Source organism: Streptomyces malaysiensis subsp. malaysiensis (genome assembly GCF_040653035.1).
Lineage (GTDB): Bacteria > Actinomycetota > Actinomycetes > Streptomycetales > Streptomycetaceae > Streptomyces > Streptomyces malaysiensis.
Genome location: NZ_JBEZNG010000008.1, coordinates 339,972 through 366,372 on the forward strand (window position 1 = coordinate 339,972; position 26,401 = coordinate 366,372).

The 26,401-nt window shown below is 71.3% G+C and carries 23 protein-coding genes and 1 pseudogene; 20 read left to right on the forward strand and 4 right to left on the reverse strand.

The window, feature by feature from the left end:
* The first annotated feature begins 60 nt into the window (after window positions 1-60).
* Window positions 61-1,509: an alkaline phosphatase PhoX gene (locus AB0E24_RS19305; RefSeq protein ID WP_069869943.1), complete on the forward strand. Its 1,449-nt coding sequence runs from the start codon at window positions 61-63 to the stop codon at window positions 1,507-1,509.
* Between the two features lie 45 nt (window positions 1,510-1,554).
* Window positions 1,555-2,676 carry an LLM class flavin-dependent oxidoreductase gene (locus AB0E24_RS19310; RefSeq protein WP_234701422.1) on the forward strand — a complete coding sequence of 374 codons (1,122 nt, stop codon included), beginning with the start codon at window positions 1,555-1,557 and terminating at the stop codon, window positions 2,674-2,676.
* Here the strand turns inward: AB0E24_RS19310 and AB0E24_RS19315 are convergent.
* Window positions 2,629-3,852, reverse strand: a complete 1,224-nt coding sequence (locus AB0E24_RS19315) for a TerD family protein (RefSeq protein WP_099016877.1) — start codon at window positions 3,850-3,852, stop codon at window positions 2,629-2,631. The genes AB0E24_RS19310 and AB0E24_RS19315 overlap by 48 nt on opposite strands.
* Before the next feature lie 231 nt (window positions 3,853-4,083).
* Between AB0E24_RS19315 and AB0E24_RS19320 the strand changes: the two genes are divergently transcribed.
* Entirely contained in the window at window positions 4,084-4,917 is an 834-nt protein-coding gene (locus tag AB0E24_RS19320) for a YwqG family protein (RefSeq protein ID WP_359378405.1), read from the forward strand.
* Window positions 4,918-5,023: 106 nt separating this feature from the next.
* A complete protein-coding gene (locus AB0E24_RS19325) occupies window positions 5,024-5,935 on the forward strand; it encodes an NAD-dependent epimerase/dehydratase family protein (RefSeq protein WP_351374543.1) in 912 nt (303 codons plus the stop codon).
* On the opposite strand, the gene AB0E24_RS19330 is transcribed toward AB0E24_RS19325, so the two are convergent.
* On the reverse strand, window positions 5,873-6,811 hold the full coding sequence (locus AB0E24_RS19330; protein ID WP_359378408.1) for a DMT family transporter: 939 nt from the start codon (window positions 6,809-6,811) through the stop codon (window positions 5,873-5,875). The genes AB0E24_RS19325 and AB0E24_RS19330 overlap by 63 nt on opposite strands.
* 133 nt (window positions 6,812-6,944) lie before the next feature.
* Between AB0E24_RS19330 and AB0E24_RS19335 the strand changes: the two genes are divergently transcribed.
* The 4 genes from AB0E24_RS19335 (at window position 6,945) to AB0E24_RS19350 (ending at window position 10,069) form a co-directional block, all read left to right on the forward strand.
* On the forward strand, window positions 6,945-7,508 hold the full coding sequence (locus tag AB0E24_RS19335) for a TetR/AcrR family transcriptional regulator (protein ID WP_359378410.1): 564 nt from the start codon (window positions 6,945-6,947) through the stop codon (window positions 7,506-7,508).
* Between the two features lie 85 nt (window positions 7,509-7,593).
* Window positions 7,594-8,043 (forward strand): MarR family winged helix-turn-helix transcriptional regulator, encoded by a 450-nt coding sequence (locus AB0E24_RS19340; RefSeq protein ID WP_069869939.1) that lies wholly within the window; start codon window positions 7,594-7,596, stop codon window positions 8,041-8,043.
* Entirely contained in the window at window positions 8,040-9,464 is a 1,425-nt protein-coding gene (locus tag AB0E24_RS19345; protein ID WP_283887050.1) for an MFS transporter, read from the forward strand. The genes AB0E24_RS19340 and AB0E24_RS19345 overlap by 4 nt, the downstream gene beginning before the upstream one ends.
* A 20-nt stretch (window positions 9,465-9,484) precedes the next feature.
* Window positions 9,485-10,069 (forward strand): cysteine hydrolase family protein, encoded by a 585-nt coding sequence (locus AB0E24_RS19350; RefSeq protein WP_359378414.1) that lies wholly within the window; start codon window positions 9,485-9,487, stop codon window positions 10,067-10,069.
* 530 nt (window positions 10,070-10,599) lie between these two features.
* Here AB0E24_RS19350 and AB0E24_RS19355 read toward each other — a convergent pair.
* A complete protein-coding gene (locus AB0E24_RS19355) occupies window positions 10,600-11,409 on the reverse strand; it encodes an NAD-dependent epimerase/dehydratase family protein (RefSeq protein ID WP_069869937.1) in 810 nt (269 codons plus the stop codon).
* Window positions 11,410-11,715: 306 nt separating this feature from the next.
* On the opposite strand from AB0E24_RS19355, the gene AB0E24_RS19360 reads away from it, so the two are divergent.
* The 3 genes and pseudogenes from AB0E24_RS19360 to AB0E24_RS19370 all read left to right on the forward strand — a co-directional run bounded on the left by AB0E24_RS19360 (window position 11,716) and on the right by AB0E24_RS19370 (window position 15,125).
* Entirely contained in the window at window positions 11,716-12,657 is a 942-nt protein-coding gene (locus AB0E24_RS19360) for a 5-dehydro-4-deoxyglucarate dehydratase (RefSeq protein WP_359378417.1), read from the forward strand.
* Window positions 12,654-13,853, forward strand: coding sequence for a hypothetical protein (locus AB0E24_RS19365; protein ID WP_093701625.1), 1,200 nt, complete (start codon window positions 12,654-12,656; stop codon window positions 13,851-13,853). Before AB0E24_RS19360 ends, AB0E24_RS19365 begins: the two co-directional genes overlap by 4 nt.
* 175 nt (window positions 13,854-14,028) lie before the next feature.
* Window positions 14,029-15,125: pseudogene (locus AB0E24_RS19370) on the forward strand (MFS transporter).
* Here AB0E24_RS19370 and AB0E24_RS19375 read toward each other — a convergent pair.
* Window positions 15,076-15,678 (reverse strand): AAA family ATPase, encoded by a 603-nt coding sequence (locus AB0E24_RS19375; RefSeq protein WP_359378420.1) that lies wholly within the window; start codon window positions 15,676-15,678, stop codon window positions 15,076-15,078. The pseudogene AB0E24_RS19370 and the gene AB0E24_RS19375 overlap by 50 nt on opposite strands.
* Window positions 15,679-15,850: 172 nt before the next feature.
* Here AB0E24_RS19375 and AB0E24_RS19380 point away from each other — a divergent pair, with 172 nt between their 5' ends.
* From AB0E24_RS19380 to AB0E24_RS19420, 9 genes are all read left to right on the forward strand, one after another.
* Window positions 15,851-16,522, forward strand: coding sequence for a GntR family transcriptional regulator (locus tag AB0E24_RS19380; protein WP_251771715.1), 672 nt, complete (start codon window positions 15,851-15,853; stop codon window positions 16,520-16,522).
* Between the two features lie 77 nt (window positions 16,523-16,599).
* Window positions 16,600-17,502, forward strand: a complete 903-nt coding sequence (locus AB0E24_RS19385) for a dihydrodipicolinate synthase family protein (protein ID WP_251771716.1) — start codon at window positions 16,600-16,602, stop codon at window positions 17,500-17,502.
* Complete coding sequence (gene araD, locus AB0E24_RS19390; RefSeq protein ID WP_079260399.1) at window positions 17,499-19,238, forward strand: L-arabinonate dehydratase; 1,740 nt, start codon at window positions 17,499-17,501, stop codon at window positions 19,236-19,238. Before AB0E24_RS19385 ends, araD begins: the two co-directional genes overlap by 4 nt.
* 120 nt (window positions 19,239-19,358) lie before the next feature.
* Entirely contained in the window at window positions 19,359-20,285 is a 927-nt protein-coding gene (locus AB0E24_RS19395) for a carbohydrate ABC transporter permease (RefSeq protein WP_359378424.1), read from the forward strand.
* The gene (locus AB0E24_RS19400) at window positions 20,282-21,181 is read left to right on the forward strand and encodes a carbohydrate ABC transporter permease (RefSeq protein WP_102934243.1); all 900 of its coding nucleotides are present in this window, start codon (window positions 20,282-20,284) and stop codon (window positions 21,179-21,181) included. The genes AB0E24_RS19395 and AB0E24_RS19400 overlap by 4 nt, the downstream gene beginning before the upstream one ends.
* 521 nt (window positions 21,182-21,702) lie before the next feature.
* A complete protein-coding gene (locus AB0E24_RS19405; RefSeq protein WP_435865297.1) occupies window positions 21,703-22,869 on the forward strand; it encodes a Gfo/Idh/MocA family protein in 1,167 nt (388 codons plus the stop codon).
* Complete coding sequence (locus AB0E24_RS19410; protein WP_359378429.1) at window positions 22,866-23,720, forward strand: DUF6807 domain-containing protein; 855 nt, start codon at window positions 22,866-22,868, stop codon at window positions 23,718-23,720. Before AB0E24_RS19405 ends, AB0E24_RS19410 begins: the two co-directional genes overlap by 4 nt.
* Before the next feature lie 142 nt (window positions 23,721-23,862).
* Window positions 23,863-25,203: an ABC transporter substrate-binding protein gene (locus tag AB0E24_RS19415; protein WP_359378432.1), complete on the forward strand. Its 1,341-nt coding sequence runs from the start codon at window positions 23,863-23,865 to the stop codon at window positions 25,201-25,203.
* A gap of 197 nt (window positions 25,204-25,400) precedes the next feature.
* Entirely contained in the window at window positions 25,401-26,258 is an 858-nt protein-coding gene (locus AB0E24_RS19420) for a polysaccharide deacetylase family protein (RefSeq protein WP_434101077.1), read from the forward strand.
* Window positions 26,259-26,401: the final 143 nt, after the last annotated feature.

Genomic DNA, 26,401 nt, shown 5'->3' on the forward strand with positions numbered 1-26,401 from the left:
CCGGGGACGGAAACGTATGGCCGCAGTCCGGAGGACACCATCCTGCGCTCGGGAGAAGACATGCCGCTCAGCCGAAGAGACTTCGCGAGGCGTTCCGCGTACACCGGGGCCGGGTTCGCCCTGGTCGGAAGCGCGGGGGTGCTCGCCACCGCACCCGGCGCGCTCGCCGCCGAGGTGACCGAGGAGGGCGTCGCGGGGGTCGAGGGCCACGGCGGCTCGTCGCTCGGCTACGGTCCGCTCGTCGCGGACCCCAAGGGCATCCTGGCCCTGCCCAAGGGCTTCCGTTACAAGATCATCACCCGCACCGGTGAGACGAAGCTGGAGTCCGGCGAGTCCACCCCGTCCAACCACGACGGCACCGCCACCTTCGAGGGTTCGCGCGGTGCGACGCTGCTGGTCAACAACCACGAGCTGGCCGGTCCCCGCAGCGACTGGCCGCACCCGGTCCCGCTGACCGAGGGCCTGGTCTACGACCCGGCGGCCTCCGGCGGCTGCACCGTCGTCGAGGTCTCCAAGCACGGTGACCACGTCACCGAGTGGGTCGGCATCGCGGGCACCGCCACCAACTGCGCCGGTGGCCGCACCCCTTGGGGCACCTGGCTGACCTGCGAGGAGACCGAGGACAAGGCCGGCCAGAACGGCATGACCAAGGACCACGGCTACGTCTTCGAGGTCGACCCGCACGACCGCAGGGCCAACCGTGACCCCAAGCCGATCAAGGCCCTGGGCCGGTACGCCCACGAGGCCGTCGTCGTGGACCCCAAGCGCGGCGAGCTCTACCTCACCGAGGACGCCTCCAAGCCGAACGGCCTGCTCTACCGCTGGGTCCCGCCGCACGGCTTCGAGCACGGCCGGGGCAAGCTGGGCACGCTCAAGGACGACGCGGGCGTGCTCCAGGCCCCCAAGTGCTACGACTCGGGCGGCAACTTCGTGGACGACCTGTCCCGCGCCACCAAGACCGGCACGGTCTACGGCGTGGACTGGGTTCCGGTGCCGGACCGCGACGCGAAGTCCGTGTCGGTGCGCAAGCAGTTCAAGGACGGCGAGATCACCCGCGCCCGCAAGCTGGAGGGCATGTGGTGGGCGGACGGCGGTGCGTACATCGTCTCCTCGTACGCCCGTGCGGAGAGCCCGCTCCAGCACGACGGCCAGGTCTGGTTCTACGACCCCAAGCGCCGCACCCTCACCCTCAAGGTGCTGCTGGGCGTCAACCCCGACCCGTCCAAGGACGGTGCCTTCGACGGCCCGGACAACATCACCGTCTCGCCGTACGGCGGTCTGGTCATCGCCGAGGACGGCGAGGGCATCCAGCACCTCTTCGGCGCCACCGATGACGGCCGGACGTACCCGATCGCGCGCAACGACCTGAACATCGGCACCGCGGAGGAGCCGGAGTTCAGCGAGTTCACCGGTGTGGTCTTCTCGCCCGACGGATCGACGCTGTACGCCAACATCCAGACGCCGGGCATCATGCTCGCGATCACCGGCCCCTGGCGCCGCCAGCGCTGACGGCACGGGGCCGGGGGAATCCCCCCGGCCGGGGCACGCGTTGACATGAGGGTGACCTCACGTCTGCGCACCACCCCCTTCTCCATCCTGGACCGCTCCCGCACCCGCCAGGGACGGGAGCGGTCGCAGGCGCTGCGCGACACCGTACGGTTCGCGCAAGCCGCCGAGGCCCTCGGCTACCACCGCTTCTGGGTCTCCGAGCACCACAGCGTGCCCGGCGTCGCCGGTTCGGCGCCCACGGTGCTGGCGTCCGCCGTCGCGGCGGCCACGCTCCGCATCCGGGTGGGCACGGGCGGGGTGATGCTGCCGAACCACCGCCCGCTGGTGGTGGCCGAGCAGTTCGGGGTGCTCGAATCCCTCTTCCCGGGCCGGATCGACATGGGCCTGGGCCGCTCCGTCGGCTTCACCGACGGCATACGCCGCGCCCTGGGCGCCCAGAAGGACGCCGCGCGGGACTTCGGCGCCCAGCTGGACGAGCTGCTCGGCTGGTTCACCGGTGAGCAGGGCGCCTACCCCCAGGTCCACGCCCATCCCGCGGAAGGGCTGCGGCTGCCCGTCTTCGTCCTGGCCACCGGAGCCGGCGCGGATCTGGCGGCGGAGGCCGGACTGTCCCTGGTGATCGGCGATCTGCGGGGCCGGGACGAGATGCTGCGCGCGATCGACCGCTACCGCACCGGCTTCCGCCCCTCGGCGTGGTCCTCCGCGCCGTACGTCGTCGTCTCCGGCAATGTGGCGGTGGCCGGCACGGCGGAGGAGGCCCGCCGGCTGCTGCTCCCCGAAGCCTGGGCGATGGCCTACTCCCGTACCCACGGCGTCTTCCCGCCGCTGGCCCCGGCCCCGGAGATCGAGGCCCGGGAGATGACCGAGAAGGAGCGCGGCTTCTACGAGCGGGGCCTGCGGGGCCAGCTGTACGGCACGGAGGACGAGGTCGCCGCCGCGCTCGAGGAGCTGATCGAGCGCAGCGGCGCCGACGAGGTGCTGGTCACCACGAGCACCTATGACCGCGAGGCCCTGCTGGACTCCTACCGCCGCCTGGCCCGTGTGGCGGGTCTGCCGGGCGACCTCGACTCCGGTCCCGTGGGCCCCGGTCCGGGCCCCGATCCGGGTCCCGGCCGGGTGTCAGAGGGCCTTGCCGGCGGGCTTGGCCATGCCGCGCACGGTGCGTGAGTCCACGTACTCACCCATCGCGGTCATCTCCCACTCACCCGAGAACTGCTTGATCAGCTTCGCCATCATCACGCCCGTGCGCGGCTCGGCGTGGGTGAGGTCGAAGCGGACCAGCTCCTCGCCGCTCTGGGCGTCGAGCAGGCGGCAGTACGCCTTGGCCACATCGGTGAACTTCTGGCCGGAGAAGGAGTTGACCGTGAAGACCAGGCCGGTGACCTCGGGCGGAAGGCCACCGAGGTGGACGGTGATGGACTCGTCGTCGCCCCCGCCCTCACCTGTGAGGTTGTCGCCGGAGTGCTGAATGGCGCCGTTGAGGATGGCCAGCTTGCCGAAGAAGCAGGCGTCGATCTTCTTACGGTCGACACCGAAGGCGATCACGGACGCGTCCAGGTCGATGTCCTTGCCGCGGAAGGCGGGCTCCCAGCCCAGGCCCATCTTCACCGAGCTGAGCACCGGGCGGCCGCCCTTGACCAGCGAGACCGTCTGGTTCTTCTGGAGGCTGACCCGGCCCTTGTCCAGGTTGATCTTCCCGGTGGACGGTGCCGCCGCGGCGGGGGCCGCGGCCGGGGGAGCGGGCGGCGGGGCGGTCGGCATCGGCGGCGGGGGCTGGAAACCGGCGGGCGGACCGCTCGGCGGGGGCGGCATCTGGGCGGCGGGGGCGACGGGAGCGGCCGGTGCCGCGGGCTCCTCGACCGTCACCCCGAAGTCGGTGGCGATGCCCGCCAGACCGTTGGCATACCCCTGCCCGACCGCGCGCACCTTCCACGCCCCATTGCGCCGGTACACCTCCACGGTCACCAGCGCGGTCTCGTTGCCCAGCCGCGGCGGGGTGAACGTGGCGATCACCGCGCCGTCGTCGGCGCCGCGCACGGTGGCGGTCGGCTCGGTGCCCGCGAACGTCGCCCCGGGCGCGTCCAGGCTCGCGGTCACCACGATCTTGTCGATGTCGGCGGGGACGGCGGCGGTGTCCACGGTGATGGTGTCGCCCGCGCCCGCCGTCCCGGCGCGATGGGTCACCCCCGGCCCGGCGGGCTGGTTGTAGAAGACGAAGTCGTCGTCGGAGCGCACTTTGCCGTTGGCGGTGAGCAGCAGGCCCGATACGTCGAGCCGCACCGGGGCGGTGACGTCAACCGCCACGCGCGCGACGGGGAGGGGGAGGTTCGAGCCGGGTGTCATAGCGGTCATGCCCGGGGTAACGAACGCACCCGCTTTACGGTTCCTTGACCTGCGGGGTGACTTCTGCCATGCCATGTCCCGCCGCGGTCGGCCCGGTTCGGCCGTGAACGGCCGCGATCGGCCGCGATCGGCCGCGATCAGTCGGGGTCGGTCGGGATCGGCCGCCATCGGTCGGGGTCGGCCGCGATCGGCTCCGTTCGGCTGTCGGTGCCGTCCGCCACCATGGTCCGCATGACGACCGAGCCCGACGCGCTGCACACCCTGGCCCGCACCCATCTGCCCGCCGACCTCGCCGACCGCTGGACCGGGCTGCTGCGCCCGGCCGCCCACCTCCGCCGGGCCGGGGCGGCCGATCCGGTCGTCGGCCGCCTCGGCGGACTGCCCCGGCTGCCCGAGGGCATGGACTGGCCGATGTGGGAGGGGCACGGCCCGCTGGCCTTCGTGGCGGAGGTGGACTGCGCCGCGCTGCCCGGGGACCGGCTGGACATACCGCTGCCCGCCGCCGGCCGTCTGGCCTTCTTCTACTACGGCGACGAGGACGACGACGCGCTGGTCGACACCGCCGACCCGGACACCTGGGCCGGTGCCCGTGTGCTCCACCTCCCGGCCGCGCCCGCCGACGCGCCCGAGCGGCCCGCACCGGCCGGTCTCACCCCGTACCCGGAGGTGCCGCTGACCGCCCATATGGGCCCGAGCGCCCCGGACTTCGATCTGCCCGCGCTGACCGCCGCGTTCGGCGAGGGCGCGTTCCCGGACGCGTTCGAGCGGGCGATATGGGGTCACCAGAGCGGTGTGGCCCATCAGATCGGCGGCCATGCCCAGTCCGTTCAGGGCGCGGTGGAGATCGTGGTCGCCCATGGCGCGCTGGGCGGGCGGGACGTGTCGTGGGAGGACCCGCGGCTCGAGCGGGAGGCGGGGCGCTGGGCGCTGCTCGCACAGTTCGACTCCGACGAGGACGCGGACATGATGTGGGGTGACGGCGGGGCGCTGTACTGGCTGATCCGCCCCGACGACCTGGCCGCGGGCCGCTTCGAGAAGGCCGTCTTCGCCTGGCAGTGCTGCTGACGGGTTTGCCGTCCCGGCAAACCCCGTTGGGGATCCGCCGAGCGCCGATCGATTCTGCGGGCCGGCCCATCGGAGAGGCCGACCCCGGCAGAGAGGCACCCCTCCCATGCATGTCTTCGTCACCGGCGCGAGCGGCTATATCGGCGGCACCGTCGCCGTCCGCCTCCTCCAGGCCGGTCATCAGGTGAGCGGTCTGACCCGCGACCCGGCCAAGGCGGGGCGACTCGCGCGGCTGGGCATCGAGCCCGTGGTGGGGTCGCTCGACGACACGGATGTCCTCACCGCGCGGGCCCGCCGGGCCGACGCCGTGGTGAACGCGGCGGACAGCGACCACCGCGCGGCCGTGGAGACGCTCATCGCCGCCCTGGCCGGATCGGACAAGCCGCTGATCCACACCAGCGGCTCCAGCACGGTCGGCATGGGAACGGAGGGCGAGGCGTCGGAGGCGGTCCACGGCGAGGACCTCCTCGACCCGGGTTCGTCCTGGGAGCCCGACCACCCCGTTCGCGCGGCCCGGGTCGCCATCGACCGTCTGGTCCTGGGCGCGGCCGGGCAGGGCGTGCGGTCGGCGGTGCTGTGCGACAGCCTGATCTACGGGCGCGGCCGGGGCCCGGGCCGGGAGAGCGTCCTGATCGCGGCGCTCGTCCGGCAGGCCCGCGCGGGTGGAGTGGTCCGCCAGGTCGGCCCCGGCCGCAACATCTGGTCCACCGTCCATGTCGACGACGTCGCCGACCTGTACCTCCGCGCGCTGGAGAAGACGCCTCCGGGCACCTTCTACTTCGTGGCGAATGGGGAGGAGTCGTTCGGCGCGATCGCCGAGGCGGTCGCCCGCGCCCTCGGCCTGCCCGGCCCCCGCCCCTGGGACCCCGACGCACCGGACAACGTCTGGGATCCCGCGTTCGCCCGGCACGCCCTGGGCGCCAACAGCCGGGTACGGGCGCACCGCGCCCGTGAGCTACTCGGCTGGGACCCGCGGCACCGCTCGATCACCGACTGGATCCTCCGCGAGCTGCGCTGACCGGTCGGGGCGGCGGCGTGCGGTGGCGGCCGTCACGCCGATCACACACACCGCCACGCCCGCGAGGGCGGTCCACCCGGGGGCGTCCCCGAACATCGCGTAGGCCCACACCAGCGTGGTCGGGGGCGTGAGATAGATCAGCGCGCTGGTGCGGGTGACGCCGTTGCGGCGCAGGCTCAGCCAGTAGAAGCCGTAGCCGCCGACCGTGGAGAGCAGCACGGTCCAGACCACCGCCGTCCAGAAGCCCCCGGCCGCCGGGGGCGCGGCATGGCCTCCGACCAGCGCGACCCCGGTGAACAGCACGGCGCTGACCAGGCAGTGGAGCGGTATGGCGTCCACGGGGTCCAGCGGCGCCCGCACCCTGCGTTCGAGGAAGCTCGCGGCCAGCAGCGCCGCCATGGCGGTGAAGGGCAGCCCGTACGCCCAGGCCGGGGCGGCGGCCGGGCCCGCCGACAGATCGCCCTGGACGACCAGCGCGACCCCGCCGAGGCCGATGGCCAGCCCCGCCCACTGGCGCGGGCTGACCACCTCCCCGAGCAGCCGCCCGGCCAGCGCGCCCGCCGCGAGCGGCTGCACCGCGGCGATCAGCGCGGCGGTGCAGGACGGCACCCCGAGCCCGACCGCCCAGACGATCCCGCCGAGATAGCCGCCCTGCGAAAGCGCCCCGATCGCCGCCTGCTCGGCCAGGGCGCGAGAGGGGATCCTGCGGCGTCTCAGCAGCAGCCAGGCGCCGCCCAGCACGGCGGCGGCCGCGAGGAAGCGCCACATCAGCAGCGTGTCGGCGGTGGCCTCCCGAGTACCGAGCTCGGCTCCGATGAAGCCGGAGCTCCACATCACGACGAGTCCGATGGAGGTGACGGCGGCGCTGATGGGCATGGGGCGTTCCTCGTTCTGGGTTGGGGTTCCGGGTCGATTCAGGCTCCGGGTATACCGGTCTGTTTACTCCCTCATGCACTAGACTAAACAGATCGGTATACACGTCAACCCTTCACCCGGAGGTGATCACGGCATGGAAGCGCTCACCCCCGCCGCGCGGCGCGTCCTCGACACCGCCGCCGAACTGTTCTACGGGCAGGGGATCAACGCGGTCGGCGTGGACCTGATCGCCAAGCGCGCCGGAGTCACCAAGAAGACGCTCTACGACCGGTTCGGCTCCAAGGAGACGCTGGTCGCCGCGTATCTGCGGGAGCGCGATGATCGGTGGCGGGCGTGGCTCACCGCCGAGGTCGAGAAGTCTCCTCCGGCCGATCGCGCCCTGGCCACGTTCGACGCGCTCGCGGAGTGGGTGCGCCGCGAGAACCCGCGCGGCTGCGGATTCGTGAACGCGGCCGCCGAACTGCCGGACGCCGCGCATCCGGCCCGGCAGGTGATCGCCGACCAGAAGCACTGGCTGCGGGGGTATCTGCGGGAGCTGTGCGAGCAGGCGGGCGTGGCGGCCCCCGATGAGCTGGCGGATGAACTGCTGCTGCTCCACGAGGGGGCCACGGTGCTGAACGGGCTCTCGGTGGTCACCGACCCCGTCGGCATCGCGCGCCGGCTTGCCCAGCGGGCGCTGGAGCGGGCCCGGCCCTGACCCGGCCTGTTCAGACCGAATTGGCCAGGACAAACTGAACAGGTTGAACTGGACAGGCTGGACTGAAGAAAATACCGTAAGGGGCATGGCAGAGACCCCTGGCGGCATGTCCGAGTCCACCGTGCGCGCCGCGCATGAGATCCGTGTGGTGATCGGCCGACTGCGGCGGCGGATCAAGGAGTCGTACGACCTCGAGGAACTCACCCCCTCGCAGACGTCCGCGCTCAGCAGGCTCAGTAAGGAAGGCCCTGCCTCGGCCAGCGCGCTGGCGGCGGCCGAGCGCGTACGGCCGCAGTCGATGGCGGCCACCCTCGCCGCGCTGGACGAGCGCGGACTGATCCAGCGTCGCCCCGATCCCGGCGACGGGCGGCGGCAGTTGGTCTCGGTGAGCGAGGCTGGCAGCGCGTTCCTGGACGACAAGCGGCGGGCGGGCGAGGAATGGCTCGCCCAAGCCCTGGAGAGCGGCTACACGGAAGCGGAACGGCAGACCATCCTCGAGGCGCTGGCCCTGCTGGACCGGCTCACCCGCGCATGATCGAGCGGCTCACACAACGGCTCGCACGACGGAGGGGCGGGGCGGACGCGGCGGGCGCCTTCGACCGGAGGCTGCTCGCGCCGATGATGCTGGGTTCGGTCCTGAACCCGGTCAACTCCTCCATCATCTCCGTGTCGTTGGTGCCGATCGGCGCCGCGTTCGGGGCGCCGCCGTCGCAGACGGCCTGGCTGGTCTCCGCGCTCTATCTGGCCACCGCGATAGGCCAGCCGGTCGTGGGCCGGCTGATCGATCTCTACGGACCGCGCCGTCTCTTCCTCGCCGGGACGACGCTGACCGGGATCGCGGGGCTGATCGGGCTGCTGGCCCCCAACCTGGGGGCGCTGATCGCCGCGCGGGTGGTGCTCGGATTCGGCACCTGCGCGGGCTATCCGGCCTCGATGTACCTCATCCGCAGCGAGGCCCGGCGGACCGGCAAGGACAGCCCCGCCGGGGTCCTCGCCACGCTCGCGATCGCCAATCAGACCGTCGCGATCCTCGGACCGCCCTTGGGCGGACTGCTGATCGGACTGGGCGGCTGGCGCAGCACGTTCGCCGTCAACCTTCCCCTCGCGGCGGCCGGTCTGCTCCTCGGCGCCCTGCGCCTGCCCAAGGCTTCCCATGAGGAGCGCGCCGCCGCGAAGGAGGTCCGGCTGGACCTGGCCGGCATGGCGCTGTTCGGCGCGATGCTCGTCTCGCTGCTGCTGTTCCTGATGGAGCCCCGGGCCGACCGCTGGTTTCTGCCCGTGCTGATGGCGGTGGCGGCGGCCGGGTTCGCGGTGCGGGAGTTGCGCGTGGCGGAGCCGTTCATCGATCTGCGGGTGTTCGGCGGGAATGTGCCCCTGCTGCTCACGTACGCCCGTGCCCTGCTCGTCTCCGTCGTCTCGTACGTCTTTCTGTACGGCTACACCCAGTGGCTCCAGGACGGTCGGGGGCTGACGGCCTCTCAGGCGGGGCTCGCCCAACTGCCCATGTTCCTGACCGGGATCGCGGTGTCCACCGTCACCGGCCGCCGCGCCGCGGTGCGCGGCAAGCTGCTCGTGGGGGGCGTGGGGCAGATCGTGGGCTGCGCCCTGCTGCTTCTGCTCCAGCCGCACAGCGCGGTATGGCTGCTGATCGTCGTCGCGCTGGTCTTCGGCGTACCACAGGGGCTGATCAACCTCGCCCTTCAGAACGCGGTGTACCACCAGGCCGATCCGGAGCGGATGGGTTCCTCTGCGGGGCTGCTCCGCACCTTCCTCTACCTCGGCGCGATGGTCGCCGCCTGCGCCAACGGCGCCTTCTTCGGCGCCCGCGCCGACACCGGCGGGCTGCACGGCCTGGCCTGGTTCATGCTCGCCATCACGGGTCTATGTCTGGCGCTGACGGTCGTGGACCGTTCGCTGGGCCGTATCGGTTCCGAAGATTCCTCTTCCGCTCGGTGACCGCAGCGGAGAAAGGCTTGATGAACATGAACGAGAGTGTGCGCGAGAGCGCGAACGAGACGGCTCTGCTGGTGATGGACGTCCAAGAGGGCATCGTGGCGCGCGTCCAGGACCCCGACTATGTGCCGCGCGTGAGCCGCGCGGTCGACGCGGCCCGTAACGCAGGAATCCCCGTCGTCTACGTCGTCATCGGCTTCCGGTCCGGCCGTCCCGAGGCATCGGCTCGCAATAAGTTGGTCGGCTCCCTGCCGCCGGGTCTCTACACCGAGGACGACCCCAATATCGCCATCCACCCCGGTGTCGCGCCGCGGTCGGGCGAGGTCGTGGTCACCAAGCGGCGGGTCAGCGCGTTCGCCGGCAGCGATCTGGATGTGGTGCTGCGGTCCGGGGACATCACGCACCTCGTCCTGACCGGCGTCGCGACCGGTGGCGTGGTCCTGTCCACGCTGCGTCAGGCCGCTGATCTGGACTTCCGGCTCACGGTGCTTTCCGATGCCTGCTACGACCCGGACCCGGAGGTCCATCGGCTGCTCACGGAGAAGGTGTTTCCGTCGCAGGCCGAGGTCATCACGGTGGGGGAGTGGGCGCAGCGGGCGGCTGTCTGACCTGGGCGGTCGGCGTCTGGCCGTTCGGCTCGGTCGGGTGCGGCGCCGTCTCGCGCCTTCGGCGCATTTGAGCATGGGTCGGGGGGTGCCTGGCCCGGTCCTCGTCGCCGGCCGCCGGGCCGGTGGGGGTGGAGGGACGTTGCGGCTCCGGCGGTCTGGGGCTGGGGTCGTTGCCGGACTGCCGCGGGGTTGGGGTACCCCTTCGGAAAACGTTTGACAAATTAGTTGCTTCAGATCAAACGTTTTTTGGAAGGGTACCCGGAGGGGCCGTCTTTGGGGCTCATGGAACCCACCGGCCCGCGCTCCGGGTCGGACCGCACTTCTCACACCGCTGAGCCGCCGCGACCTTGACACCCCACCGACCTGGCGGCCGGCGGCGGCGCCGCGCCCCCCACCCCCGGCCCCATGCTCAAAACCACCTGGCCTCGGTAAGCGGCGCCCATACGCACACGGTCCAGCCCGAAACCCTCAACGCGGCACCGAAAACCCCACCGCGGCACCGAAAACCCCCACCGCGGCACCGAAAACCCTCAACGCGGCCAGATCGGCGGGTTGGTGCAGAACGCGCCACCGAGGTGCTGATGGTCGGGGTTGTCCGGCTCCAACTCCCCCTGCTCCGCGATCAGCTTCGCCGCGTACGGCTCGGAGTCGTCCTGGGGCTCGTACCCCAGGGCGCGGGCCGAGGAGAGGTCACACCACGGGCGGGTGTTGCCCGAACTGCCGTAGACCACCCTGTAGCCCACGTTCTCCGCCGTAAGGGCGGCATGGAGCAGCCGGGCGCCGTCCGCCGGGCTAAGCCAGATGGACAGCATGCGGACCGTCGTCGGCTCGGGGAAGCAGGAGCCGATGCGGATGGCGACCGTCTCGATGCCGTACTTGTCCCAGTAGAGCGACGCCAGGTCCTCGCCGAAGGACTTCGACACCCCGTAGTACGTGTCGGGGCGGCGCGGGGTGTCGATCGGGATGAGCGGATCGTCTCCCACCGGGCGCGGGGTGAAGCCCACGGCGTGGTTGCTGGAGGCGAAGACGATACGGCGGACCCCCGCCTCGCGGGCCGCCTCGTACACGTTGTACGTGCCTTCGATATTGGCCCGCAGAATCTTCTCGAATGGGGCTTCCAGGGAGATGCCCGCGAGATGGATGATCGCGTCGACGCCCCGTACGGCCTCGCGCAGGGCGTCCCGGTCGGACAGGTCCGCGGTGATCGCGTCCGGCTCGCCCTCGATGGGGAGTTGGTCGAGCAGCCGCAGCTGGTACCCGTACTGCGGCAGCAGTTCGCGCATCAGGGTGCCCATGCCGCCGGCGGCGCCGGTGAGGAGGACGGTGCGGGGAGCGGGCATGGGGGGATCTCCTCCGTGGGGGTGTCGCGTTTTGGGGCTGTCGCGAGGCATCGCGTATGTGGTTTTTATTCGTGTATGTGGTTCAGATTCATGGACACCGTAAGGATCAGCGCATGCACCGTCAAGGGTGGCGCGACCGCGCGGAATTCGCCATCTGGTGAGTGGTGTCACGCCGTTGGCGCCCTTGACCGGCGGCCGATGGCTGCCTTACGGTGAGGATTGTTCATGAATGTAGATGACGATCAGAAACGTGCACACTGCGTCGGTGGGTGACGGCGAGTCGGTGTACACGACAGGGAGAAGGCCGTGACCTCAGCTTCACTCGCCGGGCGCCTTGACGGACTGCTGTTCTTCCCCGTGACCGCCTACGGTCCCGATGGCGCCCTGGACCTGGAGATCTACCGTGCGCACATCCGCGCCGGGATCGACGCGGGGGCGGGCGCCGTCTTCGCGTGCTGCGGTACGGGCGAGTTCCACGCACTGACGCCCGAGGAGTTCCACGACTGCGTCGCGGTCGCCGTGGACGAGGCCGCCGGGCGGGTGCCGGTGGTCGCGGGCGCCGGGTACGGGACCGCGCTGGCGATCCAGTTCGCCAAGCTGGCCGAGCGGGCCGGTGCGGACGGGCTGCTCGCCATGCCGCCGTATCTTGTCGTGGCCGGTCAGGAGGGGCTGATCCGTCACTACAGCGCCCTCGCGGGCGCGACCGACCTCGACATCATCGTCTATCAGCGGGACAACGCCGTCCTGGAGCCGGAGTCCGTGGCCAGGCTCGCCAAGGTGCCCGGCATCATCGGCCTCAAGGACGGCCTCGGCGACCTCGATTTGATGCAGCGCATCGTCAGCGCGGTGCGCGCCGAGGCCCCCGACGGGGGCTTCCGCTACTTCAACGGGCTGCCGACCGCCGAGCTGACCGGCCTCGCCTACCGCGGTATCGGCGTGACGCTCTACTCCTCCGCCGTCTTCTGCTTCGTCCCCGAGATCGCCCTCGCCTTCCACAAGGCCCTCATGACGGGCGACGACGAGACCGTCAACAAGCTGCTCGACGGCTTCTACCGGCCGCTGGTCGAGCTGCGCAACCAGGGCCGCGGCTATGCCGTTTCGCTGGTCAAGGCGGGCGTCCGGCTGCGCGGACTGGACGTGGGCGAGGTGCGGCCGCCGCTGAGCGAGCCCAGCCCCGCCCATGTCAAGGAGCTCACCGAGCTGATCGAGCGCGGCATGGCGCTGATCGGGGACGGGGAAGCGCGGTGAGGGCCTCCGCCTTCGTCTACCCCTGGGACGTCGTCGGAGACCCGGACGCCGCGCGCCGCATCGCCGATCTCGGCGTCCGGCAGGTGACGCTGGCCTCCGCCTACCACTCCACCCGGGCCCTGACGCCGCGTCACCCCGGCCACCGCATCGTCACCGCCCGCCACGCGGCCGTGCTCTACCCGCCGGACGCCGAGCGCTGGCAGGGGCGCGAACTGCGGCCGTACGAGCAGTCGTGGGTGCCGGGCGACGACCCGTACGGCGAGGCGGCCGCCGCGCTGGCCGACGCCGGTCTTGAGGTCCACGCCTGGGTGGTGCTCGCGCACAACACCCGGCTGGGCGAGGAGCATCCGCGGATCACCGTGCGCAACGCCTACGGCGACCGCTACCCATGGGCGCCGTGCATCGCCCGCCCCGAGGTGCGCGCCTATCTGGTGGACCTGGCCGCCGAGGCCGCCGTACGGCCCGGCACCCGCGGCACCGAGCTGGAGTCCTGCGGCTGGTACGGGCTCGCCCATCTGCACGCCCACGACAAGATCGGCGGGGTGCCGCTGGGCGGCGCCGGCCAGTATCTGATGTCGCTGTGCTTCTGCGAGAGCTGCGGCGCGGGCTATGAGGAGCTCGGGGCCGACGCCGAGGAGCTGCGCCAGACGGTCGTGCGTGCGCTGCGACCGGTGTGGACGGGCGAGACGACCGCGGACGGCGGTGACCGCGCGGAGGAGTGGGCCGAGGTCGAGAAGCTGCTCGGCGCCGACCACGCCGCCGTCTTCGCGGCCTGGCGCGACCGGATCGCGAGCAGCCTGCGGGCCGAGGCCGTGGCCGCCGTAAGGGCCGCGGCGGAAGCGGACTTCCGGGTTCTGCTGCATGCCGACCCGGCCCCGCACCGGCTCGGCGCCAACGTCGGGGTGGACCCGGCCGATGTGCTGGCGCGGGCCGACGGGGTCGTGCTGCCCTGCACCGGGGGCGAGGCGGCACGCTCCGGGGTGCTGCTCCCCTTCGTGCCGCACCGGACCGAACGGACCGTGCTCGCCGCCAACTTCACGGTGGTGGCGGGGATGGGCGGCAGCCCGGCCACGCTGGCCCAGGACGCGGCCCACGCGGTGGAGCTGGGCGCGGATGAACTCCGGCTGTATCACGCGGGTCTGGCCTCGGACCAGGACCTCGAGGCCGTCCGCACGGCCCTCGCCGAGCTGAGCTGAGCTGGGCTGAACAGAGCTGAGATGGGCTGAGATGGCCTGAGCTGAGCTCAACAGAGCTGAGCCGATCCGAACCGAGCTGCCCGGAAGCCCGCCGCACCCCCACGTGGCGGGTTTCCGGCATGAGTCGGCGGTCTATCGGAAGCGCGACACCTCGTGGCATCGCCACGATCGAAGGGTGCTGAAGAACCGAACCACCCCGCACCGCAGGCCCATCGCCCTGTTGTCCCTGGGACACGCCTGTGTGGACATCTACCAGGGAGCGGTGGCCGCGCTGGTGCCGTTCTTCGTCTCCGAACGGGCCTACAGCTACGCCGCCGCCTCCGGTGTCGTGCTGGCGGCCTCGCTGCTGTCGTCCGTGGTGCAGCCGCTGTTCGGGGCGCTCACCGACCGGTGGGCCATGCCATGGCTGCTGCCGGTGAGCACGCTGGTGGGCGGCGCCGGGGTGGCGCTGAGCGGGGTCACCGGCTCCTATGCGATGACCCTGGCGGTGGTCGCCGTCTCCGGGATCGGCGTCGCCGCGTGCCACCCCGAGTCGGCCCGGGTGGCCCGGCTCGCCAGCCGGGGCAGCCACCCGGAGCCGCCCTGTGCGCGGCGGTGCTACGGGCGCTGAGGGCCCCGGGCGAGGCGGCCGGGTCCGCGAGGGCGGGCCGCGGGGGAGCGGGAAGGGACGACTGGCCGTCCTTCCTCCGGCTGTCCGGGGCCATCATGTGCCGCTCGATCGTCTTCGTCGGGCTGTCCGCGTTCATCTCGCTCTATGTGCGCGAGCGCACCGGAGGCGGCGAACTGGCCGGTACCGCGGCCCTGTTCGTGCTCTACGCCGGTGGCGCCGTGGGCACGGTCGCCGGAGGCGCGCTCGCCGCCCGCTACGGCCGTATCCCGGTCGTCCGGTGGTCGTACGCCCTGACCGTCCTCGCCGTCGCGGGCGTCGTCCTCGTCCCCGGCCCGGCGCTCTACCTCTGTCTGTCGCTCGCCTCGGCCGGGCTGTATGTGCCGTTCTCCCTGCATGTCACGCTCGGCCAGGACTATCTGCCCCGCCGCGTGGGCACCGCGAGCGGGGTCACCCTGGGGCTGACCGTCAGCGTCGGCGGCCTCGCGAGCCCCCTCATCGGCGCCCTGGCCGACGCCACGACCCTGCGAACCGCCCTCGCTCCCCTGATCGTCCTCCCCGCCGTGGGCCGGCTCCTGCTGCGTCCCCTCCCCGAACCCGCCCTCCCCGAAGCGATCACCGGCCCCCGGCACCCGAAGACCGCCGACGCGCCCGAGCGGGCGTGACAACGGAAGGGCCCGGTCCGCCGACGTCCCCGGGCGCCGCCGCCCACCCCGCGTCCCGCATCACCCGCTCGACCGTCTCCTCCAGCGCGCTCGCCGCCGGGATCACCGTCTCGACCCCGCCGGGCAGCAGGTCCAGCGGCCGGTACCAGCCGCGCATCTCCCGTTCGCCGTACTCGTCCGCCTGCGGTTTCGTGGCGTGCCGCCGCAGGGTCTCGGCGAACGGGACGTCGAGGTAGTAGGCGTGGGTGCGGCCCAGGTGGTCGCGGCACAGGGCGTCCAGCGTCGGGCCGTAGTGCGCGGCGTACAGGATGCCCTCGACCACGGCGTGGAAGCCGTGGTCGAGGGCGTAGCGGGCCACGGTGTCGATGAGGCCGATGTTGGCCGCGTCCGGGGTGTCCCGCTCCCGCAGCACGACCCGGCGCAGATTGTCCTGGCCCACCAGCGCGAGGCCGCGTCCGTAGCGGGCGCGCAGCCCGGCGGCGACGGAGGACTTGCCGGACGCGGAGTTGCCGCGCAGCACGATCAGCCGCGTCGTCGCGGATCCCACCCTCATCCGGCCACGTTATCGGCGCCGGGGTGAGTCGCGGGGCGTGTGCGGACGATCGCCCGCAGTGCGCGAATTTTCGTCAGAACCGTTGACGAACCCCCGGGGCCGCCCTAATTTCATCGCGTCGTACTTCATGCGTCATATACGAGACGCGATATGTGAGATCTGAGAGCCCTCCATGGACATCGCCCCGAGCCCGATCCCCTCCCGCACCCAGTACGTGCTGGAGGCGGTCAAGCACGCGATTCTCACCGGGCGGCTGCGGCCCGGACAGGCGCTGGTGGAGGCCGAGCTGGCGGCACAGTTCGGGGTGTCCAAGACGCCCGTGCGGGAGGCGCTCAAGACGCTCGCGGGGCGTGGGCTCGTGGTGATGAGCGAGTACAAGGGGGCCACGGTCAGGACCGTGGACACCGCGATGGCGCACTCCGTCTACGATGTGCGGCTGCTCCTGGAGCCCGAGGCGCTGCGCCGGACCGTGACCGCCGGGGCCGCGCTGGAGACCGCCGGGGCCGCGCTGGAGCGGTCGGACGCGGCAGCCGATCCGGCCGGCCGGTCGCTCGCCAACCGCGACTTCCACCGGGCGCTCTATCTGCCCTGCGGCAACCCCCTGCTGACCCGGATGCTCGACGAACTGCGCGACCAGGCCGCTCTGGTGTCCGCCATCGCCTGGCAGTCGGTGCCCTCCTGGGAGCGGGAGGCGCGTGAGCACCGGGAGATCCTGGCCCGCGCGCTCGACGGCGACGCCGACGGGGCGGCGAGCGCACTCCACGACCACATCGCCTCCTTCGTCCAGCGCGCCTTCCCGGACGGGGAGCGGCACCCGGCGGCCCCGGTCGCCGACGGGGAGTAGCACCCGGCGGCCCGGTCGCCGACCCCAGCACCATTCGAACAGCCCGCCCGATGCCCACATCGAGAGAAAGGGTTCGTATGGACTGCTCACCGCTGAGGACGGCGCTCGCGGACGTCGTGGCGATCCCGGTGACTCCGTACGACGCGCAGGGCGCCGTGGACCGCACCGCCTACCGCGCCCTGCTCCGCCGGCTCCTCGACGGCGGGGTCAAGGCGGTCACGCCGAACGGCAACACCGGGGAGTTCTACGCTCTCACCCTCGAAGAGCGGCGGCTGGTCACCGAGTTGACCGTCGAGGAGGCCGCGGGCCGGGCCGCCGTGCTCGTCGGGGTCGGGCATGACGCGGCCACCGCGGTCGAGGCCGCCCGCCACGCCCGCGCGGCCGGGGCCGACATGGTGATGGTCCATCAGCCGGTGCATCCCTACGTCGCCCAGGACGGCTGGATCGACTACCACCGCGCCATCGCCGAGGCCGTCCCCGGGCTGGGGGTGGTGCCGTATCTGCGCAATCCGCTCATCGAGGGCGCGGCGATCGCCCGGCTCGGCGAGGAGTGCCCCAATGTCATCGGGGTCAAGTACGCGGTCCAGGACGCCACCCGCTTCGCCGCCGTGGCACGCGACGCCGGGCTGGACCGGTTCGTCTGGGTGGCCGGGCTCGCCGAGCTGTACGCGCCCTCGTACTGGGCGGTCGGCGCCACCGGCTTCACCTCGGGCCTGGTCAATGTGGCCCCCAATGTCTCGCTCGACATGCTGGGGGCGCTGCGCGCGGGGGACTATCCGGGCGCGATGAAGGTGTGGGAGCAGATCCGTCGGTTCGAGGACCTCAGGGCCGAGCGGCAGTCCGCCAACAACGTCACGGTGGTCAAGGAAGCGCTTGCCGCGATGGGCCTGTGCCGGCGCGACGTCCGCGCCCCGAGCAAGCCGCTGCCCGAGCCGAGGCGCGCGGAAGTCGCCGCGATCGTCGAGGGGTGGTCGGTGTGAGCACGCGACGGAGACCGCGCAAGCGCCCCGAGGAGCTGCGCAGCCACCAGTGGTACGGCACCGAGGGCCTGCGCTCCTTCAGCCACCGGGCCCGCACCCGCCAGCTCGGCTATCTCCCCGAGGAGCACCTGGGCAAGCCGGTCATCGCGATCCTCAACACCTGGAGCGATATCAACCCCTGCCATGCGCACTTGCGCGACCGCGCCCAGGCGGTCAAGCGCGGGGTCTGGCAGGCGGGCGGCTTCCCGCTGGAGTTCCCGGTCTCCACGCTCTCCGAGACCTTCCAGAAGCCCACCCCCATGCTCTACCGCAATCTGCTCGCCATGGAGACCGAGGAGCTGCTCCGCTCGTATCCGGTCGACGGCGCCGTGCTGCTGGGCGGCTGTGACAAGTCCACCCCGGCGCTGCTGATGGGCGCGGCCAGCGCCGACGTTCCCGCGGTCTTCGTCCCGGCCGGGCCGATGCTGCCGGGGCACTGGCGCGATGAGGTGCTGGGCTCGGGCACCGACATGTGGAAGTACTGGGACGACAAGCGGGCCGGGCTGATCGGCGACTGCGAGCTGTCCGAGCTGGAGCGGGGGCTGGCCCGTTCCCCCGGCCACTGCATGACGATGGGCACCGCCTCCACGCTGACGGCCGCCGCCGAGGCGCTGGGCGTGACCGTACCGGGGGCCTCGTCCATCCCGGCCGTGGACTCCGGGCACGACCGGATGGCCGCCGCCTCCGGGTTACGCGTGGTCGAGCTGGTCTGGCGGGACCTCAGACCCTCGGAGATCCTCACCCGGGAGGCGTACGAGGACGCGGTCGCGACCGTGCTCGCCCTCGGCGGCTCCACCAACGCGGTGATCCATCTGATCGCCATGGCGGGCCGGTCCGGGGTGCGGCTCGCACTCGACGACTTCGACCGGATCGCCCGTACCGTCCCCGTGCTGGCCGATCTGCGCCCCGGCGGCAGATACCTGATGGAGGACTTCCACTTCGCGGGCGGGCTCCCGGGCTTCCTCTCCCGGCTGACGGACGTTCTGCACCTGGACCGCCCCACCGTCGCCCACCCCACGCTGCGCGAACAGCTCGACGGCGCCCTGGTGCACAACCCCGCGGTGATCCGGCCCCGTGACAACCCGCTGGCCGAGGAGGGCGGAGTGGCGGTGCTGCGCGGCAATCTGTGCCCCGACGGCGCGGTCATCAAGCACATCGCGGCCGAGCCCCGGCTGCTGAGGCACACCGGCCCCGCCGTGGTCTTCGACGACTACCGGACCATGCAGGCCACCATCGACGACCCCGGTCTCGGCATCACCGAGGACAGTGTGCTGGTCCTGCGCAACGCGGGTCCGCTCGGCGGCCCCGGAATGCCCGAGTACGGAATGCTGCCGATCCCCGACCATCTGCTGAAGCAGGGGGTGCGGGACATGGTGCGGATCTCCGACGCCCGGATGAGCGGCACCAGCTACGGGGCGTGTGTGCTGCACATCGCGCCCGAGTCGTATGTGGGCGGCCCGCTCGCCCTCGTCCGCGACGGCGATCCGATCACCCTCGACGTCGCGGCGCGGACGCTGCGGCTGGAGGTGGACGACGCCGAGCTGGCGCGGCGCCGGGCGCGGTGGACGGCCCCGCCGCCGCGCTACGAGCGGGGCTACGGCGCGCTCTACCAGGAGCAGATGACCCAGGCCGACACCGGCTGCGACTTCCGCTTCCTGGCCCGCCCCGGGGCGGTGCCCGAACCCTACGTGGGCTGACGCCTTCTCACCCCAGCGTCAAAATTTTTTGTACGGGATACCGAACGATATTCGGTAAGCGCTTCACGGAAGCGCTTCACCGACCCGAGCACCTCCGACTCCGAGAACGGAGAAGCAGTCATGGCCGACGCCGTGGCGAAACCACCCCGGGTCACCCGGCGCCGTACGGGAAGACCGGCCCGCCGACTTCCGTATCTGCTGATCGCCCCCGCCGGGCTGCTGATGCTGGGCTTCATCGCCTATCCGATGCTCAGCGTCCTCTACTACAGCCTCCAGCACTACAACGTCACCAAGCCCTGGCGGAACGGCTACGCGGGCTTCGACAACTTCACCCGGATCTTCACCGACGACCCGCAGTTCTGGGACACGCTCGCCTTCAGCGGCAAATGGGTCGTCACCGAGGTGCTGCTTCAGCTGCTGCTCGGCCTCGCGCTCGCCCTGCTGGTCAACCAGACCTTCCTCGGCCGCGGCCTCGCCCGCGCCCTGGTCTTCTCGCCCTGGGCCGTGTCCGGGGTGCTGACCACCACCATCTGGATGCTGCTCTACAACCCCTCGACCGGCGTCAGCCGCTATCTCGCGGACGTGGGGCTCGGCACCTACGGCACCTCGGTGCTCTCCGACACCGGAACCGTCTTCTGGGCCGCCGTCCTGGCCGAACTCTGGCGCGGCGTACCGTTCTTCGCGATCCTCATCCTCGCCGACCTCCAGTCCATCCCCAAGGACCTCTACGAGGCGGCCTCGGTCGACGGCGCGGGCCGGGCGCGGCGATTCCGCCACATCACCCTGCCGCATCTGAAGGACGCGATCATCCTCTCCACGCTGCTGCGCGGCGTATGGGAGTTCAACAACGTCGATCTGCTCTACACCCTCACCGGCGGCGGACCGGCCGGGCAGACCACCACCCTGCCGCTGTACGTCGCCAACACCGGGATCAACGGCCATGACTTCGGCTACGCCTCCGCGCTGACCACCGTCGCCTTCGTGATCCTCCTCTTCTGCTCGATCCTCTATCTGCGCCTGAGCAAGTTCGGAGGCGAGACCAAGTGACCGCCGCACTCGCCGAGAAGGGCGCCCTGCCCGCCCCCGCGGCCGCCCCGCCGCCGACCGCCCGCGGGAGCCGCAGGCGCGGGCTCGACCAGGGCGCACCGCGCTGGCAGATCTATCTGCCGCTGGGCCTGTATCTGCTGTTCACCCTCGTCCCCTTCTACTGGATGCTGCTGTTCGCACTGCGCCCCGCGGGCTCGAACTCGCTGGTCCCCTGGCCGATCACCGGTGACCACTTCCAGAAGGTCTGGAGCGAGCGCGGCTTCGGGACCTTCTTCCAGAACAGCATGATCGTCGGCGTCGCCTCGCTGGTGATGACGACGGCGGTCGCGCTGGCCGGCGGCTACGCCCTCGCCCGCTTCGACTTCCGGATCAAACAGGGCTTCATGCTGGCGCTGCTGGCCTCGCAGTTCATCCCCGGCGCGCTGATGCTGGTGCCGCTCTTCGAGATCTTCAAGAACCTGCGGATGATCAACTCACTGGGCAGCGTGGTCATCGCGGAGACCGTCTTCCAACTCCCCCTGTCGATCATCCTCATCAGCGGCTTCATCAAGAACGTGCCGATGTCGCTCGAGGAGCAGGCGTGGGTCGACGGCTGCGGCCGCTTCCGGGCCTTCTGCGCGGTGGTGCTGCCGCTGCTGCGCCCCGGGCTGATCGCGGTCGGCTCCTTCGCCTTCGTACACAGCTGGAACCACTTCCTGTTCGCGCTGATGTTCCTCAGCTCCCAGGACAAGCAGACCATCCCGGTCGGCCTCAACACCCTCATCGGTGCGGACAGCGTGGACCTGGGGGCGCTTGCGGCGGGCGGGGTGGTCGCCGCGGTGCCGGTCGTCATTGTCTTCGCCTTCATCCAGAAGTGGCTGATCACCGGCTTCAGCGCGGGGGCGGTCAAGGGCTAGGGGTTCCGGTGGCACGCGTACGCCTGCGGCGGGCTGCTCCCCTCCCCGCCCCTTCCCGAAACTGGGGCTCCGCCCCAGCCCCCGCTCCTCAATCGCCGGAGGGGCTGGGAGGTGGGGCTCGGCCCCAGGCCCTGCTCCTCAATCGCCGGAGGGGCTGGGAGGTGGGGCTGCGTCCCAGGTCCTGCTCCTCGATCGCCGGAGGGGCTGGAAGGCGGGGCTTGGCCCCAGGCCCCGCTCCTCGATCTTCCCCAGCTACCGCTGGGAGGTGCTCCCTGGTGGGGCTGGGAGGTGGGGGCTCCGTCCCAGGCCCTGCTCCTCGATCTTCCCCAGCTACCGCTGGGAGGTGCCCCCTGGTGGGGCTGGGAGGTGGGGCTCGGCCCCAGACCCCTGGTAGCGGGAAGGGGCGGGGAGGGGGAAAGCAGCGCCGACGCTCATCCCGGCGGTGGCCGGGCGGAGCACATCTCTCACGGACAAGGAGGTCCGAAGATGCGCATGGTGCGCCCCCAGGGAGGGGGATTCCAGTGATACCTCTCGTCCTCGCGGGCGCCCGCGGGCATGGGCGTTGGCATCTGGACAACATCCGGCGGCTGACCGCCGAGGGAAAGGTCCGGCTCGCCGGGGTGTGCGAACTCGCGCCGCTCACCCGGGAGGAGCTGGGCCACGGGCTCGGCGAGCCCGAGCAGTCCACCGACCTCGCCGGGCTCGTGACCCGGACCGGTGCCCGGATCGCCGTCATCTGCACACCGATCCACGCCCACGCCGACCTGGCGCTCGCCGCCGCCGAGCGCGGTGCGCACATTCTGCTGGAGAAGCCCCCCACACCCTCGTACGCCGAATTCACCCGGATGAGCGAAGGGCTGCGCACACACGGGACCGCCTGCCAGATCGGTTTCCAGTCGCACGGCTCCCACGCCCTGCCCGCCATCCGGCAACTCGTCGCCGACGGCCGCATAGGGGCCATCCGCGGCATCGGCGCGGCCGGGGCCTGGGCCCGCGACGAGGGCTACTACACCCGCGCCCCCTGGGCCGGACACCGCACCCTCGACGGCCGCGACGTCGTGGACGGCGTGCTCACCAACCCCCTCGCCCACGCCGTCGCCACCGCCCTGCACCTCGGCGGCGCCGACCGGGCCGAGGACGTGGCCGGGATCGAGCTGGAGCTGTACCGGGCCAACGCCATCGAGTCCGACGACACCTCCTGCGCACGGATCCGCACCACCCGCGGCACCACCATCGCCGCCGCCGTCACCCTGTGCGCGGAGGAGCCCGGCGAACCGTATGTGGTCATCCACGGCGACCGGGGCCGGATCACCTTCTGGTACAAGCTGGACCGGGTCCGCGTCGAACGCGACGGAGCGCCGCCCGAGACCACCGACCACGCGCGCACCGATCTGCTGGACAACCTCATCGCGCATCTGCGCGACGGCACCGAACTGCTCGTCCCACCGGACCGCACGGGCGCGTTCATGCGCGTCGTCGAGGCGGTCCGCACCGCCCCCGCACCGGTCCCGCTGCCCGCCGACGCCTGGCGCACCGAGCGCGGTGCGAGCGTCGTCCCGCGGGCCGCCAAGCGGCGCGTGGTGCCCGGCATAGACCGACTGGTCACCGCCGGCGCCGAGCGCCTCGCCCTGTACTCGGAACTGCGCGCCCCCTGGGCCGCAACCCCCGCGGAGGTCCCGCACCCATGACACCCCTGCCCCCCTCGAATCCCCCGACCCCCTCCCTCACCCGCCGTCCTCCCTGCACCCTGCTGCGCCATGAGGGCCGGGTCGTCGGAACGTACGCCCACCGGCCCCAACTGCCCGGCGCGCTCGCGCCGCCCCCGTATCTGCACCCCGTGCGCACCCTCGGCGGCGTCACCGTCACCGGGCTGCGGCCCGCGGAGGATCCGGCCCACCTGGGCGTGTCCATGGCCATCCCGGAGGTGGCGGGACACGACTTCCGGGGCGGGCCGGGCCGACGGGACCACCAGGGGAGCCAGCGCCATCTCAGCTGGCTGCTGCGTGACCCCGACGGTTTCGTGGAGGAGCTGGCGTGGGCGGCCGGCGGGCGGCAACTGCTGCTGGAGCGGCGCACAGTGGCCGTACGGTCCCTGGGCGCCGAGTGCTGGGCGCTGGACTTCACCTCCGCCCTCACCAATGTGACGGGCCAGGAGATCGTCCTCGGCGGGGCGGGCCACGGCGGCGGCTTCTTCTGGCGCGTCCCGCGGCGCCCCGAGTCCGCCCACGTCTTCAGTGCCGAAGGCGAGGGCGGGGCGGCGGTGCACGGACGGCCCGCGGACTGGCTGGCGCTGGCCACCGACGACTGGACGCTGGTCTTCGCGGGTGCGACCGGCGATACCCGGGCCGACCCGTGGTGTGTGCGCACCGGGGAGCACCCGGGCGTCGGCTCGGCCCTCGCATGGGAGCGTCCGCTGCCCATCGCCCCCGCCGACACGGTCACCCGCCGCATCGTCACCGCGATCGCCGACGGCCGCCTACCCCGCCCCACCGCCGCCCGCCTGGCAACCCACCTCTCCGACAAAGGCGCAGCCGTATAACCCAGATTGTGGGCAATCGTTCCCCTGGCGGAACGGGTGGGCACAACCGACCCGCAGATGGCCACCTTGCTCAGCCAAGACGGCGCAACCCTCAACGACCAGCAACCGCAAGGAAACCCACAAAGGATACGGACGTACACCCATGAACCCACACACCCGCAAAGTACCCCGAACCGCAACCACCCTAACCACAGCCCTAATCTTCGCCTTAACAGCCACCGCCTGCGGCGACAACGGCTCGACCACCGGCGAGGAAGGCCCCGGCAAGGGCACCATCACCTTCTGGGACAACAACGGCGGCCCCCGCACCAAGATCTGGAAGCAGATCATCGCCAAGTTCGAGGACAAGTACCCCGACATCACGGTGAAGTACGTCCCGATCCCGATCACCAATGTGCAGTCGAAGTACGACACCGCCATCCAGAGCGGCGGCGACAGCCTGCCCGACGTCGGCGGCGTGGGCACCGCGTATCTGGCCAATCTGGTCGCCCAGGGCGCCCTCGACCCGGTGACCGACCGCATCGACGACAGCGCCCTCAAGGGCAAGCTGATCAAGAACATGGTCGAGAGCGTCCGGGCGGCGGGCGGTGACGACAAGGAGCTGTACTCCGTCCCGACCTCCGCCAACCAGGGCACCCTCTGGTACCGCACCGACCTCTTCAAGGCGGCGAAGCTGCCCGCGCCCGACAGCTGGGAGAACTTCTACAAGGCCGCCGACGAGCTGACCGACAGGGGCGGGAACAAGTTCGGCTTCACCCTGCGCGGCGGCGCGGGCTCGATCGCGCAGGCGCTGGACATGATGTACGCCCAGTCCGGTATCTCGTCCTTCTGGGACGGCGACAGGACCACCCTCGACGACCCCCGGAACGTCGCGGCGCTCAAGAAGTACATCGCCCTCTTCAAGAAGGTCACGCCGGCAGCGGACCTCAACAACGACTTCGCCAAGATGGTCGCCCAGTTCGACCAGGGCGACATCGGGATGTTGCAGCACAACCTCGGCAGCTATGTCGACCACATACGGCTGCTCGGCAAGGACAAGATCGCGGGAATACCGCTGCCGCCGTCCAGGGCCGGAGCGGCGCGCACCATCGTCTCCAACCCGGTCGACGGCCTCGGGCTGTTCAAGGCGAGCAAGAACAAGGCGGCGGCCTGGAAGTTCATCGAGTTCGCGGCCTCCCCGGAGATGAACAGCCTCTGGAACGAGGACGTGGGCGCGATCCCGGCCAACGTCGGGGCCGCGGACGACGAATGGATCGCCAAGGCCCCGCCGACCAAGGCCGCGCTGGAGTCGCTCAACGATCCGCGGACCAAGGTCGTCCAGCTGCCGTACTACCTCCCGGACTGGAACAACATCAGCAAGGCCGACAACGAGCCCAGCTTCCAGAAGGTGCTGCTCGGCCGGCTGACCGCCAAGGCGTTCTGCGACAAGGTCGCGAACGAGCTCAACGCGGCCCAGGCGGACTGGAAGAAGCACCAGAACTAGCCGCGCGCCACCACTTCACCCCATGAGCACCCCATGAGCCATGAGCCATCGAGCCCTTGGCTCTCGGGCTCTCGCGCCCTCTATGAACCCCGTGTATACATTCCGTGTATAGTGCTCGCTGAGTGCCGCCGACTTTACGTATTTATACGCCTGTTGGCGGCATCGCGACCACTACTGACCACAAGGGGGCTACGGGGATGCCAATGGTGCAAAAGGGCCGAATATCCGGGCTGCTCGTAGGCGCCGTGTCTCTCGCGCTGGGCCTCAGCGGCTGCGGTGCGTCCTACGACACCACCTCGCCGCGCAGTGCCCGGGAGCACGCGGCGGCGGACGCCGGGCAATCGACACCGGCCGCGTCCAAGCCGAACGTGCTGAAGGAGGGAGACAAGAGCGGCAAGGGCAACAAGGGCGATAACAGCGACACCGGCGACGACACCGGCTCCGTCGACTGCGCCATCGCCAAATGCGTCGCCCTCACCTTCGACGCCGGCCCCAGCGGGAACACCCCCCGGCTGCTGAAGATCCTCAAGCGTGAGCACGTCCACGCGACCTTCTTCATGCTGGGCAAGAACCACATCGTGAAACACCCCGACCTGGTGCGCCGTATCGCGGACGAGGGGCATGAACTGGCCAATCACACCTGGTCGCACAAGATCCTGACCAAGACCGACTCCGACGAGGTCCGCTCGGAGATCACCCGTGTCCAGGACGCCGTCGCCAGGCTCACCGGCCGTACGCCGCTGCTGATGCGGCCGCCGCAGGGGCGTACGGACGAGCGGGTCTCCAAGATCTGCCGGGAGCTGGGCGTGGCGCAGGTGCTGTGGAGCGTGACGGCGAAGGACTACCAGACGACCGACTCCGCGCTGATCGAGAAGCGGGTGCTGGACCAGACGAAGCGCGATGGCATCATCCTGCTGCACGACATCTACAAGGGCACGGTCCCGGCGGTGCCCGGGATCCTCGCGAAGCTGAAGAAGGACGGCTACACGGTGGTGACGGTCTCCCAGCTGATGGCCCCTGCCATCCCTGAGCCGGGCAAGGTCTATCGCCCATAAGACAACAGACCGGCAGGATCTTTGTCGTAACCGAACATCCTCGGCCACAAAATGATCAAGAGTTGTCGCAAGCTATCGCGAGCCGATCGAGATTTCGTAATCTAAGAATCCTCGGGAGCGCGGCAACCTACTCTGGACTGGCG

Coding starts and splice junctions, on each gene's coding strand:
- AB0E24_RS19305 (WP_069869943.1), top strand. CDS start 61: ATGCCGCTCAGCCGAAGAGACTTCGCGAGGCGTTCCGCGTACACCGGG.
- AB0E24_RS19310 (WP_234701422.1), top strand. CDS start 1,555: ATGAGGGTGACCTCACGTCTGCGCACCACCCCCTTCTCCATCCTGGAC.
- AB0E24_RS19315 (WP_099016877.1), bottom strand. CDS start 3,852: ATGACACCCGGCTCGAACCTCCCCCTCCCCGTCGCGCGCGTGGCGGTT.
- AB0E24_RS19320 (WP_359378405.1), top strand. CDS start 4,084: ATGACGACCGAGCCCGACGCGCTGCACACCCTGGCCCGCACCCATCTG.
- AB0E24_RS19325 (WP_351374543.1), top strand. CDS start 5,024: ATGCATGTCTTCGTCACCGGCGCGAGCGGCTATATCGGCGGCACCGTC.
- AB0E24_RS19330 (WP_359378408.1), bottom strand. CDS start 6,811: ATGCCCATCAGCGCCGCCGTCACCTCCATCGGACTCGTCGTGATGTGG.
- AB0E24_RS19335 (WP_359378410.1), top strand. CDS start 6,945: ATGGAAGCGCTCACCCCCGCCGCGCGGCGCGTCCTCGACACCGCCGCC.
- AB0E24_RS19340 (WP_069869939.1), top strand. CDS start 7,594: ATGGCAGAGACCCCTGGCGGCATGTCCGAGTCCACCGTGCGCGCCGCG.
- AB0E24_RS19345 (WP_283887050.1), top strand. CDS start 8,040: ATGATCGAGCGGCTCACACAACGGCTCGCACGACGGAGGGGCGGGGCG.
- AB0E24_RS19350 (WP_359378414.1), top strand. CDS start 9,485: ATGAACATGAACGAGAGTGTGCGCGAGAGCGCGAACGAGACGGCTCTG.
- AB0E24_RS19355 (WP_069869937.1), bottom strand. CDS start 11,409: ATGCCCGCTCCCCGCACCGTCCTCCTCACCGGCGCCGCCGGCGGCATG.
- AB0E24_RS19375 (WP_359378420.1), bottom strand. CDS start 15,678: ATGAGGGTGGGATCCGCGACGACGCGGCTGATCGTGCTGCGCGGCAAC.
- AB0E24_RS19380 (WP_251771715.1), top strand. CDS start 15,851: ATGGACATCGCCCCGAGCCCGATCCCCTCCCGCACCCAGTACGTGCTG.
- AB0E24_RS19385 (WP_251771716.1), top strand. CDS start 16,600: ATGGACTGCTCACCGCTGAGGACGGCGCTCGCGGACGTCGTGGCGATC.
- AB0E24_RS19395 (WP_359378424.1), top strand. CDS start 19,359: ATGGCCGACGCCGTGGCGAAACCACCCCGGGTCACCCGGCGCCGTACG.
- AB0E24_RS19410 (WP_359378429.1), top strand. CDS start 22,866: ATGACACCCCTGCCCCCCTCGAATCCCCCGACCCCCTCCCTCACCCGC.
- AB0E24_RS19415 (WP_359378432.1), top strand. CDS start 23,863: ATGAACCCACACACCCGCAAAGTACCCCGAACCGCAACCACCCTAACC.
- AB0E24_RS19420 (WP_434101077.1), top strand. CDS start 25,401: ATGCCAATGGTGCAAAAGGGCCGAATATCCGGGCTGCTCGTAGGCGCC.